Below are 13,031 nucleotides of genomic sequence, written 5' to 3' on the forward strand. Positions count from 1 at the left end.
GGGGGTTAGCAGCCGATAACTTAGCAGTGCCCGCATGGTCACCCTTATGGTGGGCTTACAGGCTGACCAGGGATGGACGATGTTCGCGGTACCGCGAACCGATCGGGGTCCGGGCGCGTCCAAGGGTCCAGGACCGGGTTCGCACGGCCGCCGGAACGTTACGCCGACACGATCATGGCAACTAGTGGAACCATGCCTGGCGTGCGTGGCCGTGTCCAGGGGCCCGCGATCCTCGCGGGCCTCCTGCTGCCGATCCTCGTGCTCGTGCTGCCCGCGCACGCCGCCGGTCCCGCGCACCCCGTCGAGCCCGCGCACTCCGCCGAGCCGGCGCCCGGCGTCTCCGGGACCGTCCCGCCGGCCGGGCCGGCGGTCGGCGAGAGCATCGCCACCTACGACATCGTGCTCACGCTCGGCTCCGACGGCGTCCTGTACGTCCGGGAGACGATCACCTACGACTTCGACCGGAGCGGCGAGCACGGGATCGTCCGGCACGTGCCGTTCCGCGTCGGCGACCGGGTCTACGACGTGCGGAACGTGCGCACCAGCTCCTCCACCGGCGCGCCGTCCCGGGCCCGGACGACGCGGTTCTGGCACGACGTGCGGATCAGCGTCGGCGACCGGCGCCGCGAGGTCCGCGGCCGCCAGGCGTACGTGATCGAGTACGAGGTCGGGCGGGCGTTCACCCCCCGCGCCCGCTACGACGAGCTGGTCTGGGACGCGATCGGGAGGGCGTGGGACGTCCCGATCGGGAACGCGGCGGTGCGGGTGGAGGCGCCGGTCCCGCTGCGGCACGCGACCTGCCGGGCGGGAACCCCGGGCGCGACGACCCGGTGCGTGCGCGACCGCGACGGCCCGTACGCGGTCGACTTCATGCAGAGCATGCTCGCCCCGCACGAGGGCATGAAGATCCGGGTGCGGCTGCCCAAGCACGCGATCGCGGTCGCCCCGCCGCGCTACGTCCCGCCGCGCTGGACGGGCGACTGGCCGGGCACGGCGGCGCTGGCCCTGGCCCTCGCGGCGGTGGCGCTGGTGGCGCGGCGCCCCGCCCCGCGCCGGCGGGCCGGGATCGGGCTGATCGCGGGCGGGCTGCTGCTGATCGCCGCGGACGCGGGGGAGGAGGTGGCGGCCCGGGGACTGTGGGCGTTCTCGCTCGGCGACCGGTGCCTCGCCGGCCTCGCGCTGGTGATCGTCGGCGCGGGGATCATGTGCGCGCACCGCGCCCGGGCGGGCTGATCGGCAGCGGGCGGCCGCCGGGTGGGTCTACAGTTGGTCGGTCGCGGTGCGAACAGATCGCCGCGGCCGGTCGTCTAACGGGAGGACGGCCCGGTGGTCGGGACGCGCCGGACGGGGCACCGCGGCGGCGGCGATCGGTGAGAGGAGGCGCAGGGGAGTGCGGGAGTACCTGCTCACGATCCTCGTCGCCGCCCTCGTCGCCTACCTGCTGACCCCCTCGGTGCGCCGGTTCGCCGTCTGGTTCGGGGCGCAGGCCGTCCCGCGCGACCGCGACGTCCACGTCATCCCGACGCCCCGGCTGGGCGGTCTCGCGATGTTCGGCGGGATGGTGGCGGCGCTGGTGGTCGCGACCGGTCTGCCGGAGATGCGCAAGGTCCTCGACGACGGCGACATCAGCGTCGCCAAGGCGCTGCTGCTGTCGGGCGGGCTGATCGTGCTGATCGGCATCGCCGACGACCGGTGGGAGGTGGACGCGCTCACCAAGTTCGCCGGGCAGGTCGCGGCCGCCGGGATCTTCATCATGCAGGGCATCCAGATCTACGTGATCCCGCTGCCGACGGGCGAGTCGCTGTCCCTGCCGCCCGCCTACGGGGTGCCGCTGACCGTCTTCATCGTCGTCGCCACGATCAACGCGGTGAACTTCATCGACGGCCTGGACGGCCTCGCCGCGGGCGTCGTCGGGATCGCCGCGCTCGCGCTGTTCTCCTACGCCTACCTGCTGTCGAGGACGAACGGGCTGACCACGCTGACCGGCGCGACGCTCATCGCCGCGGTCCTGTTCGGGATGTGCGCGGGCTTCCTGCCGCACAACTTCAGCCCCGCCAAGATCTTCATGGGCGACACCGGCTCGATGCTGATCGGGCTGCTGCTGAGCGCGTCCACGATCATGCTGACCGGGCAGTTCGACCCGGCCATCCTCGCCAACGGGCTGTTCCCGTTCTTCGTCCCGGTGCTGCTGATCCCGGCGGTGGCCGCGGTCCCGTTCATGGACATGCTGCTCGCCGTGCTGCGGCGCACCAGCCAGGGCCGGTCGCCGTTCTCCCCGGACAAGCAGCACCTGCACCACCGGCTGCTGCAGCTCGGCCACTCCACCCGCCGGGCCGTGCTGATCATGTACTTCTGGGTGGGGCTGCTGGCCTCCGGGCTGGTCGGGCTGGCGCTGTTCGACGCCGCGTGGATCACCCTCGGGGTCACGCTGCTGGTCGCGACGGCCGGGGTCGTGCTGATGCTCCGCAAGCCGCGCCGCAGGAAGCCCCCCGCGGACCCGGGCACCGGCGACCACCCCGCCCAGCGCCCCTCCATGCGGGTCTGACTCCGCCCGCCGGCGGCGGGAGACCCGCCGCCCCGCACCGGCGCGATGCGGCGGAACCATTCGCTGAGCTGGGCTAAAGTCCAGGTGCTAGCCTCACCGGAGGTAGCCTCCCGGTTCCCGGATCCGCATTACCTCTAGGGTAATTGTGGACATTCCGGACGCTTGTGATACCTTTCACGAACAAGAGACGACCACTGACCGTGACCAGCCGGAGCCCTCATGCACACCTCCGACGCCAGGATGCTCCGCGGCGCCGCGATCCCGACCTCGGTCGTCGGGGTGGCCGCCGTGCTGACCGGCCTGCTGACCGCCGGCGCCAAGGGCGCCCTGGCGGCGGCGCTCGCCTCCGTCGTGGTGATCGCGTTCTTCTCGATCAGCGCGCTGGTGGTCTCGTGGGCCTCCCGGTACTCCGCGCAGACGATGATGCTGGCCGCGCTGGCCAGCTACGCGGTGAAGATCCTCGCGGTGATGGTCCTGGTCACGGCGATGGACGGCGTCTCCATCTGGAACACCACGGTCTTCGGCTGGACGGTCATCGGCCTCGCGCTGCTCTGGATCGCCGCCGAGTTCCGCGTCGCCCTGCAGCGGAGGCCCTACATTGACGAGCCCGAGAACGTCCTGGACCGGAGCCCGTGATGCAGGCCCCGCGGACGGCGCCTGCCCAAAGGGACTACTCCAATATGACCACCGCGCGGGTGGCCTGCTATCGTCCGGAACGCGATGAGCGAGCAGAAGCCCCGGCCGGAGGACGGCCAGCGGGAATTCGCCGACGTCGCCTGGTCCGTGCCCAGCTACCTTCTCTCCGGGATGATCATCTGGGGCGGCATCGGGTGGCTGCTGTCCGCATGGACGCACCAGACCTGGCTGATCCCCATCGGCCTGATCATCGGTGCCGGGCTCGCCATCTACCTGGTCTACCTGAAGTACGGCAGCCACTCCTCCTGAGCGGCCCCGCCGAGGAAGCCGCCGAGGAAGCCTTCGTGAAACATCACCACATTGATGAAGGGAACGCCGCGTGAACGCGCTGACGGTCCTCGCCACCGGGGGAGAAGAGTTCAAAGCCCCGGGCCCGGAGCTGTTCGACTTCCCGCCCCTGTTCGCCGGCGGCCCGGAGTGGCTGACCAAGCCCGTCGTCTTCTCGGTCGTCGGCACCCTGCTGGTCTGCGTCCTCTTCTGGATGGCGTTCGCCAAGCCGAAGCTCGTGCCGCGCGGCCTGCAGAACATCGGTGAGATCGGCTACATGTTCGTGCGGGACGAGATCGCCCGCCCGTTCCTCGGCAAGAACACCGACCGGTGGATGCCGATGCTGATGTCGCTGTTCTTCCTGATCTGGTTCTGGAACATCTTCGCGGTCGTCCCGATCATCCAGTTCCCGGTCGCGTCGCACATCGCGTTCCCGGTCGTCCTCGCGGTGTTCGTCTACATCGTCAAGGTCTACCTCGGCTTCAAGCACCAGGGCCCGGTGAAGTACTTCACCAACATGATCCCCAAGGGCCTGCCGCTGCCGGTCTACATCCTGCTGGTGCCGATCGAGTACCTCTCGACGTTCATCCTCGCGCCCTTCACCCACGCGGTCCGGCTCTTCGCCAACATGTTCGCCGGCCACACGATCCTGGCGTTCTTCAGCCTGGTCGGCTTCTGGTTCATCTTCGAGAAGCCCACCGCGCTCGGGTTCGGCGTCGGAGTCGTCGGCGTGATCGTCACGATCCTGCTGACCGCGCTGGAGCTGCTGATCCAGTTCCTGCAGGCGTTCCTGTTCGCGATGCTCGCCGCGATGTACATCCAGAGCGGCCTCGAAGCGGACCACTGAGCCCCCTTCGGTCCGGCCCCGGTGCCGGGCCGGCGCAGACAACCTCGTTAGCCCAGACCGGCGGAGCGTCCGCCGGCCGACAGAAAAGGAATGAACCCATGACGGGAGCCGTCCTCGCCGCAGTCGAAGGCAACGTCACCTCGATCGGTTACGGCCTCGCGGCCATCGGCCCGGGCATCGGCATCGGCATCATCTTCGGTCAGGGCGTGAACGCCATCGCCCGCCAGCCGGAGCTGACCGGCGTCATCCGCACCAACATGCTGCTGGGCTTCGTCCTCACCGAGGCGCTGGCCCTCATCGGTCTGGTCGCGCCCTTCATCTTCCAGGGCATCTGACCACGGGTTCCAACTGAGGAAGGGCTGCAGACATGATCACAGCAGCTTCCGTCCTAGCGGCGGAGGAGAACAACCCTCTCGTCCCGCACCCGTACGAGCTGGTCGTCGGCATCTTCTCGTTCCTGGTCGTCATGATCGTCCTGGGCCGCATCCTGGTCCCGCGTCTGCAGCAGACGCTGGAGGAGCGGACCCAGGCGATCGAAGGCGGCCTCGAGCGGGCCGAGCAGGCGCAGAAGGAGGCCCAGCAGGTCCTCGACCAGTACAAGGCCCAGCAGAAGGCGGCCGCGGTCGAGGCGTCCAACGAGCGCCGCAAGGCCGAGGAGCAGGGCGCGCAGATCATCGCCGAGGCCAAGGAGAAGGCCCAGGCGGAGGCGCGCAAGATCGTCGAGGACGCCAAGAAGCAGATCGAGGCCGAGCGGCAGCAGGCGCTGCAGTCGCTGCGCGCCGAGATCGGCGCCCTGTCGGTCGAGCTCGCCGGCCGCGTCGTGGGCGAGTCCCTTGAGGACAGCGCGCGGCAGAGCCGGGTCGTCGACCGGTTCCTCGAGGAGCTGGAGAGCCGCGCCCGCACGCAGGAGCAGATCACATCATGACCTATCTGATGTCGCGCCTCCGGCACGACCGGTCACGGCGCTTCCACGCCCGGTCTTCCCTCCTCGCTCGTACCTCGCTCCTCAGTCCAGACCGGGCGGCGTCATGACCATCACGGGAGCGGTGAGCAGGGCGTCGCTGGCCGAGGCCAAGGACCGGCTGGAGGCCGTGATTCCCTCCGCCGACCTGGCCGAGCTCGGCGGCGACCTGTTCGCGGTGCTGCACCTGATCGACCGCGAGCACGGTCTGCGGCGGGCGGTCTCCGACCCGGCGCGGGACGGGGCCGACAAGGCGCAGCTCGTCCAGATCCTGCTGGAGGGCAAGGTGTCGCCGGCCGCTCTCGGGCTGGTCGCCGACGTCGTCCGGCTGCGCTGGTCGAAGCCGTCGGAGCTGGCGGACGCGGTGGAGGCCCTCGCGGTCACCGCCGAGGCCGCCCGCGCCGAGGCCGCCCGCGAGATCGACGACCTGGAGGACGAGCTGTTCCGGTTCTCCCGGGTCGTGGAGGGGGAGCCCGCGCTGCGCGGCGCCCTGGCCGGCCCGGGGCTGCCGGACGACCGCAAGCTCGGCCTGGTCACGGCGCTGCTGGAGGGCAAGGTCACGGCGGCGACGCTGACGCTGGTCACCGAGCTGGTGCTGCGTCCGAGAGGACGTAGCCTGGAGGGTGGGCTCGCCGAGTACGGCAAGCTCGTCGCCCAGCGCCGGCAGCGGCTCGTCGCGCTCGTCCGGACGCCGACCGAGCTGTCGGCGCGGCAGCGGACGCGGCTGGCCGCGGTGCTCGCCGCCGCCTACGGGCACGAAGTACACCTGAACATCGAGATCGACCCGAGCACGATCGGCGGCCTGTCGATCGAGATCGGGGACGAGATCATCGACGGCACGATCGCCGGACGGCTGGACGACGTCCGCCGGCGGCTGGGCGCCGGCTGAGCGGCCGGTAGGGCCGACCCTTCAGCCGGTCGAGCTGACCTTTTAGGGAGCAAGAGAGGAATCATGGCGGAGCTGACGATCCGTCCGGACGAGATCCGGAACGCGCTGGAGCGCTTCGTCCAGTCGTACGAGCCCGAGGCCGCCGCGCGCGAAGAGGTCGGCACCGTCGTCGATTCCGGCGACGGTATCGCCCACGTCGAGGGCCTGCCCTCCGCGATGGCGAACGAACTCCTCGAGTTCGAGGACGGTACCCGTGGCCTGGCTCTGAACCTGGACGTGCGCGAGATCGGCGCCGTGGTCCTGGGCGAGTTCAGCAACATCGAGGAGGGCCAGAAGGTCCGGCGGACCGGCGAGGTCCTGTCGGCGCCGGTCGGCGACGCCTTCCTCGGCCGGGTCGTGGACGCGCTGGGCAACCCGCTGGACGGCAAGGGCCCGATCGAGACCACCGAGCGCCGCGCGCTCGAGCTGCAGGCGCCGACGGTCGTGCAGCGGCAGTCGGTGAACGAGCCGCTGCAGACCGGCATCAAGGCGATCGACGCGATGACGCCGATCGGCCGGGGCCAGCGGCAGCTGATCATCGGTGACCGGCAGACGGGCAAGACGACCGTCTGCGTCGACACCATCATCAACCAGAAGGAAGCCTGGGCGACCGGCGACCCGAAGCAGCAGGTGCGCTGCATCTACGTCGCCGTGGGCCAGAAGGGCTCCACGATCGCGAACGTCCGCCGCTCCCTGGAGGAGGCCGGCGCGCTGGAGTACACCACGATCGTGGCGGCCCCGGCGTCCGACCCGGCGGGCTTCAAGTACATCGCCCCCTACACCGGGTCCGCGATCGGGCAGCACTGGATGTACCAGGGCAAGCACGTCCTGATCGTGTTCGACGACCTGTCGAAGCAGGCCGAGGCGTACCGCGCGGTGTCGCTGCTGCTGCGCCGCCCGCCGGGCCGCGAGGCGTACCCGGGCGACGTCTTCTACCTGCACTCGCGGCTGCTGGAGCGCTGCGCGAAGCTGTCCGACGACATGGGCGGCGGCTCGATGACCGGCCTGCCGATCATCGAGACCAAGGGCAACGACGTGTCGGCGTACATCCCGACGAACGTCATCTCCATCACCGACGGGCAGTGCTTCCTGGAGACCGACCTGTTCAACCAGGGCGTCCGGCCGGCGATCAACGTCGGCATCTCGGTGTCCCGGGTCGGCGGCTCGGCGCAGATCAAGGCGATGAAGACGGTCGCCGGCACGCTGCGCCTGGCGCTGTCGCAGTACCGCGACCTGGAGGCGTTCGCCGCCTTCGCCTCCGACCTGGACGCGGCGTCCCGCGCCCAGCTGGAGCGCGGCGCCCGCCTGGTCGAGCTGCTGAAGCAGCCGCAGGGCAACCCGTTCCCGGTCGAGCAGGAGGTCGTGTCCGTGTGGGCGGGCACCTCCGGCGAGCTGGACGACGTGCCCGTCGCCGACATCCGCCGCTTCGAGCGGGAGTTCCTCGACTACATCGAGCGGGAGGAGGGCGGCCTGCTGACCTCCATCCGCGAGACGGGCAAGCTCTCCGACGACGGCCTCACCAGCCTCAAGAACGCCATCACGGAGTTCAAGAAGGGCTTCCAGACCAGCGAGGGCGACCTGCTGGCCGAGGAGCCCGTCGAACCGATCGAGGCCGAGGACGTCGAGCAGGAGACCATCACCCGCGTCAAGAAGGACTGACGCCGATGGCCGCACAGCTTCGTCAACTCCGGCAGCAGATCAAGACGGTCAAGTCGACCGCCAAGATCACGCGCGCCCAGGAGATGATCGCCACGTCGCGGATCGTCAAGGCCCAGCAGGCGGTGACGGCGTCCAAGCCGTACGCCGACCAGATCACGCAGGCCCTGACCGCGCTGGTGAGCCACCACGTGGGGATCGACCACCCGCTCCTGCGGGAGCAGCCGGCCGACACCCGCAGCGCCGTCCTGGTCGTCACCAGCGACCGCGGGTTCTGCGGCGCCTACAACGCCAACGTGATCCGCGAGGCCGAGGCGCTGATCAGGGCGCTGCGGGACGAGGGCCGCGAGCCGGTCCCGTACGTGGTGGGCAACAAGGGCATCACCTGGTACCGGTTCCGGGGCCGGGAGGTCGCGCAGACCTGGCACGGGTTCAGCGACCGCCCGAACTTCGCGAACGCGGAGCAGATCGGCCGCCGGCTCACCGAGGACTTCCTCAAGACCGACGCCGAGGGCGGCGTCGGCGAGATCCACGTGGTCTACACCGAGTTCGTCTCGATGCTGACCCAGACCGTCCAGGTCAAGCGGCTGATGCCGCTGGAGATCGAGGAGAGCGAGTCCGGCGCGGTCCCGCCGGCGTACGAGTTCGAGCCGTCCGCGCAGGCGGCGCTCGACCTCCTGCTGCCCAACTACGTCGAGAGCCGCATCTTCCACATGCTGCTGCAGTCGGCGGCGTCGTTCCAGGCGTCGGTCCGGCGGGCCATGAAGTCGGCGACCGACAACGCCAACGAACTGCTCGGGGTCTACACGCGCCAGATGAACCAGGCGCGGCAGGCCGCGATCACCCAGGAAATCAGCGAGATCGTCGGTGGCGCTGACGCGCTCGCCGAGTCTGGCGGGGAGTGATAATGACTGCACAGGTAGAGACGGCGACCGCGACCGGGCGCGTCGCACGCGTCATCGGCCCGGTCGTCGACGTGGAGTTCCCCGCCGACGCCCTCCCGGACATCTACAACGCGCTCAACGCGCAGGTCGTGCTCGGCGGCGAGGAGAAGACCCTGACCTTCGAGGTCGCCCAGCACCTGGGCGACAACATGGTCCGGGCCATCTCGATGCAGCCGACGGACGGCCTGGTCCGCGGCGCGCCGGTGTTCGACAGCGGCGAGTCGATCGCGGTCCCGGTCGGCGACATCACCAAGGGCCACGTGTGGAACGCCCTCGGCGAGGCGCTGGACGCCCCGACCGCGTCGCTGGAGATCAACGAGCGGTGGGGCATCCACCGCAAGGCCCCGGCGTTCGACCAGCTGGAGTCGAAGACCGAGATGCTGGAGACCGGCATCAAGGTCATCGACCTGCTGTGCCCGTACGTGAAGGGCGGCAAGATCGGCCTGTTCGGCGGCGCGGGTGTGGGCAAGACCGTCCTCATCCAGGAGATGATCCGCCGCGTCGCCCGCAACTTCGGCGGCACCTCGGTGTTCGCCGGCGTCGGCGAGCGCACCCGCGAGGGCAACGACCTGTGGGTGGAGATGGACGAGGCGGACGTCCTCAAGGACACCGCGCTCGTGTTCGGCCAGATGGACGAGCCGCCGGGCACCCGGCTGCGCGTCGCGCTGTCGGCGCTGACGATGGCGGAGTACTTCCGCGACGTCCAGGGCCAGGACGTGCTGCTGTTCATCGACAACATCTTCCGGTTCACCCAGGCCGGCTCGGAGGTCTCCACGCTGCTCGGGCGCATGCCGTCCGCGGTGGGGTACCAGCCGACGCTGGCGGACGAGATGGGCGTGCTGCAGGAGCGGATCACCTCGACGCGCGGTCACTCGATCACCTCGATGCAGGCGATCTACGTGCCCGCCGACGACATCACCGACCCGGCGCCGCACACCACGTTCGCGCACCTGGACGCGACCACGACGCTGTCGCGGGGCATCTCCGAGAAGGGCATCTTCCCGGCGGTCGACCCGCTCGACTCCACCTCGCGGATCATGGACCCGCAGATCCTGGGGAACGAGCACTACGAGGTCGCCCAGGAGGTCATCCGGATCCTGCAGAAGTACAAGGAGCTGCAGGACATCATCGCGATCCTCGGTATCGACGAGCTGTCCGAGGAGGACAAGGTCACCGTCCAGCGGGCGCGGCGCATCGAGCGCTTCCTGTCGCACCCGATGTACGTGGCCGAGCAGTTCACCGGCCAGCCCGGCGTGACGGTGCCGAAGGACGAGACGGTCGCCTCGTTCAAGGCGCTCGCCGAGGGCAAGTACGACCACCTGCCCGAGCAGGCGTTCTTCATGTGCGGCGGCATCGAGGACGTCGAGAAGAAGGCCAGGGAGCTGGAGAAGTAACCGCTGCGGCGGGGCCGTCCCGGGGCAGCGCGTCCGACCGCGCGCCCGGGGGCGGCCCCGCCGGATCGGCTCCGGTGAGCCCTTTTTCATCCTCGGAGGTTCGGCTCCCGGGGCTTCTCGGGACATGCCGGATGAACAGAATGAGGAGACAGGCGTGGCAAATCTGAGGGTCGGGCTGGTCTCGCCTGAACGCGAGATCTGGTCCGGCGAGGCCAAGATGGTGGTCGCGCAGACCATCGAGGGGTCGCTCGGCATCCTGCCGGGCCACGCCCCGGTGCTGGGCGTCCTGCTGGACGGCAGCGTGGTGAAGATCGAGCCGGCGGACGGCGGCGAGCCGATCACCGCGGCGGTCGGCAGCGGGTTCTTCTCGGTCGCCGCCGACCAGGTGTCGGTGCTGGCCGAGCAGGCCGAGCTGGGCGACGAGATCGACGTCGAGGCCGCCCGCCGGGCGCTGGACGACGCGCTCGCCTTGGAGGGCGAGGACGCGACACCCGAGCGGCGCGCGCGCGCCCGGCTTCGCGCGGCGGGCATCGAGGCCTAGCATCTGAGGTCTGGAGTTCGACGGACGGCGGGGGAAGTGGGCGAGCACCTGGCACTGGACGTGGGCGGTGCCCTGGCCGCGCTCGTCGTCGTGGCGGCGCTCCTGTTCGTCTGCATGGCGGTGCGCCGCTGGCTGTTCACGCGCGGCGGCGGCACCGTGGAGTGCAGCCTGCGCGAGGTGTCCCCGGAGGGCGGAGCTCCGGGGGTGTGGCGGCTCGGCATCGGCCGGTACAAGGGCGATGAGCTGCACTGGCACCGCGTGTTCGGTTTCCGCAGAAGGCCCCGGCAGGTGATCCACCGCCGGGGCCTCGTCGTGTCGAACCGCCGCGTGCCCGGCCCGGAGGAGGCGGAGGGCCTGCTGCCGGACGTGAGCGTCATCGAGGTGCGCGACGGCTCGCTGATCGTGGAGCTCGCGATGGGCGCGGCGGCGCTGACCGGGTTCCTGGCGTGGCTGGAGGCGGCCCCGCCGGGGCTTCCCGTGGACCTGCACCAGCCCGAATGACCCCGCCCACGCCCTCCGGCGGCCCGGCGCCCTGGACCGGGGGATGCGGAATGAGCGGGTAAGGCGCCGGTATCGAGTTGGCGTTGCGGCGCCGCCGCTGCTTGAGGCGGGCGGGGCGCGGGTCGAGGATCGCTGCTGGTCCGCTCCGTTCCCGTCCGCTGGAGTGCACGTGCGCAAGCTGATCACCGGCCGCAACCTCGTCACCGGCACCGCCGTGGCGCTGCCCGCGCTGTTCCTTCCCCTGGCGCTGCCCGCGGCGGGCGCCGCGCCCGCCCGGCCCGATCTCGCGAAGCTGGTGACGCTGAAGGACATGAGGGCGCACCTCGCGGCCTTCCAGGAGATCGCCGACTACAACGGCGGCAACCGCGCGGCGGGCACGCCCGGCTATGACGTCTCGGTGCGGTACGTCGTGGGGCGGCTCCGCAAGGCCGGTCTCACCCCGAAGGTGCACAAGTTCTCCTACCCGTACTGGCGGGAGAGGTCGGACGCGGTGTTCGCCCGGACGGCGCCGTCCAAGAAGTCCTACAAGCGGGAGAAGGACTTCCTCACCATGGCCTACTCGGGGTCCGGCGACGTGACGGGGCCCGCGGCCGCGGTGGACGTCCCGGCCAAGGGGGACGGGACGAGCGGCTGCGAGAAGGGCGACTTCAAGGGCTTCAAGAAGGGCTCGATCGCGCTGCTCCAGCGCGGGGGCTGCACCTTCCGGACGAAGGCGGCACGGGCCAAGGCGGCGGGCGCGTCCGCCGTGGCCGTGTTCAACAAGCCGGGGGAGAAGGGGCCGATCATCGGGACGGTGTCGAAGCCGTCCGCGATCCCGGTGGTCGGCCTGACGCACGAGCTGGGCGCCGCGCTGGCGAAGGAGGCGAGGAAGGGCGGCCTGAAGCTGCGCGTGAAGACCGACACCGCGCACGGCGAGCGGACGTCGGCCAACGTCGTCGCCGACACCGAGCGCGGGAACGCCGGCAACGTGGTGCTGGTCGGCGCGCACCTCGACAGCGTCCCGGCGGGCGCGGGGATCAACGACAACGGCACCGGCGCCGCCGCGCTCCTCGCCATCGCGGGCAAGATCAAGGATCTGGGCAAGGGCCTGCGGAACCGGGTGCGGTTCGCCTGGTGGGGCGCCGAGGAGGAGGGCCTGCGCGGCTCCGCCCACTACGTGGCGTCGCTGCCGGCGTACGAGCGGGAGAAGATCGCCCTCAACATCAACCTCGACATGCTCGGCTCGCCGAACGGCACCCGCGGCGTGTACGACGGCGACCACTCCACCGGCGGCGGCACGCGGGCGCCCGCCGGGTCCGGGGCGATCGAGAAGATGTTCCGCGACTACTTCAAGGGCCGCCGCCTGCCGACGGCCGAGAGCGCGTTCGACGGGCGCTCGGACTACGGGCCGTTCATCGAGCGGGGCATCCCGGCGGGCGGCATCGCCACCGGCGCCGAGGGCGTGAAGACCGCCGCGGAGGCCAAGGCGTTCGGCGGGCGGGCCGGCAAGGCGTACGACCCCTGCTACCACGCCGGGTGCGACCGGCTGAAGAACGTCGACCTCAAGCTGCTCGACACGAACGCCGACGGGGTCGCGCACGTCCTGCAGCACCTGGCCGAGACGACCGTCGCGGTCAACGGCGGCGCCCGCCTGGCCCTGCCCGCCGCGGCGTCCTACGAGCCGGTGCGGCAGGGCCCCTACCTGCTCCGCTAGCCCTGCCCGCCCGCTTCCGCCAGCCCTGCCCGCCTGCTCCGCCGGCCCCGCCCGGCCG

14 protein-coding genes are annotated in these 13,031 nt (G+C 70.9%); all 14 read left to right on the forward strand.

Features of this window, described 5'->3' with window-relative positions; genetic code table 11:
• The first annotated feature begins 201 nt into the window (after positions 1-201).
• The 14 genes from ABTW95_RS01010 to ABTW95_RS01075 all read left to right on the forward strand — a co-directional run bounded on the left by ABTW95_RS01010 (position 202) and on the right by ABTW95_RS01075 (position 12,973).
• Positions 202-1,233, forward strand: a complete 1,032-nt coding sequence (locus tag ABTW95_RS01010) for a DUF2207 domain-containing protein (RefSeq protein ID WP_500223508.1) — start codon at positions 202-204, stop codon at positions 1,231-1,233.
• A gap of 157 nt (positions 1,234-1,390) precedes the next feature.
• A complete protein-coding gene (locus tag ABTW95_RS01015; RefSeq protein ID WP_396449337.1) occupies positions 1,391-2,545 on the forward strand; it encodes an MraY family glycosyltransferase in 1,155 nt (384 codons plus the stop codon).
• Between the two features lie 219 nt (positions 2,546-2,764).
• Entirely contained in the window at positions 2,765-3,181 is a 417-nt protein-coding gene (locus ABTW95_RS01020) for a Cg1360 family ATP-synthase-associated protein (protein WP_396449338.1), read from the forward strand.
• A gap of 84 nt (positions 3,182-3,265) precedes the next feature.
• Positions 3,266-3,490: an AtpZ/AtpI family protein gene (locus tag ABTW95_RS01025; protein ID WP_089330863.1), complete on the forward strand. Its 225-nt coding sequence runs from the start codon at positions 3,266-3,268 to the stop codon at positions 3,488-3,490.
• Between the two features lie 70 nt (positions 3,491-3,560).
• Positions 3,561-4,355, forward strand: coding sequence for a F0F1 ATP synthase subunit A (atpB, locus tag ABTW95_RS01030; protein ID WP_396449339.1), 795 nt, complete (start codon positions 3,561-3,563; stop codon positions 4,353-4,355).
• Positions 4,356-4,453: 98 nt separating this feature from the next.
• Positions 4,454-4,690, forward strand: coding sequence for an ATP synthase F0 subunit C (gene atpE, locus ABTW95_RS01035; protein WP_089330861.1), 237 nt, complete (start codon positions 4,454-4,456; stop codon positions 4,688-4,690).
• A 32-nt stretch (positions 4,691-4,722) separates the two neighbouring features.
• Entirely contained in the window at positions 4,723-5,280 is a 558-nt protein-coding gene (locus tag ABTW95_RS01040; protein WP_396449340.1) for a F0F1 ATP synthase subunit B, read from the forward strand.
• Positions 5,281-5,383: 103 nt separating this feature from the next.
• Positions 5,384-6,205 carry a F0F1 ATP synthase subunit delta gene (locus ABTW95_RS01045; RefSeq protein ID WP_396449341.1) on the forward strand — a complete coding sequence of 274 codons (822 nt, stop codon included), beginning with the start codon at positions 5,384-5,386 and terminating at the stop codon, positions 6,203-6,205.
• Positions 6,206-6,268: 63 nt separating this feature from the next.
• Positions 6,269-7,903, forward strand: coding sequence for a F0F1 ATP synthase subunit alpha (atpA, locus tag ABTW95_RS01050; protein ID WP_396449342.1), 1,635 nt, complete (start codon positions 6,269-6,271; stop codon positions 7,901-7,903).
• A 5-nt stretch (positions 7,904-7,908) separates the two neighbouring features.
• Positions 7,909-8,805: a F0F1 ATP synthase subunit gamma gene (locus tag ABTW95_RS01055; RefSeq protein ID WP_396449343.1), complete on the forward strand. Its 897-nt coding sequence runs from the start codon at positions 7,909-7,911 to the stop codon at positions 8,803-8,805.
• 2 nt (positions 8,806-8,807) lie between these two features.
• Positions 8,808-10,238, forward strand: coding sequence for a F0F1 ATP synthase subunit beta (gene atpD / locus ABTW95_RS01060; protein WP_396449344.1), 1,431 nt, complete (start codon positions 8,808-8,810; stop codon positions 10,236-10,238).
• A 154-nt stretch (positions 10,239-10,392) separates the two neighbouring features.
• Positions 10,393-10,779 (forward strand): F0F1 ATP synthase subunit epsilon, encoded by a 387-nt coding sequence (locus ABTW95_RS01065; protein ID WP_396449345.1) that lies wholly within the window; start codon positions 10,393-10,395, stop codon positions 10,777-10,779.
• 36 nt (positions 10,780-10,815) lie between these two features.
• The gene (locus ABTW95_RS01070) at positions 10,816-11,280 is read left to right on the forward strand and encodes a DUF2550 domain-containing protein (protein WP_396449346.1); all 465 of its coding nucleotides are present in this window, start codon (positions 10,816-10,818) and stop codon (positions 11,278-11,280) included.
• Positions 11,281-11,449: 169 nt separating this feature from the next.
• A complete protein-coding gene (locus tag ABTW95_RS01075) occupies positions 11,450-12,973 on the forward strand; it encodes a M28 family peptidase (protein ID WP_396449347.1) in 1,524 nt (507 codons plus the stop codon).
• Positions 12,974-13,031: the final 58 nt, after the last annotated feature.

This window comes from Spirillospora sp. NPDC127506 (assembly GCF_040302145.1).
Taxonomy (GTDB): Bacteria; Actinomycetota; Actinomycetes; order Streptosporangiales; family Streptosporangiaceae; genus Spirillospora.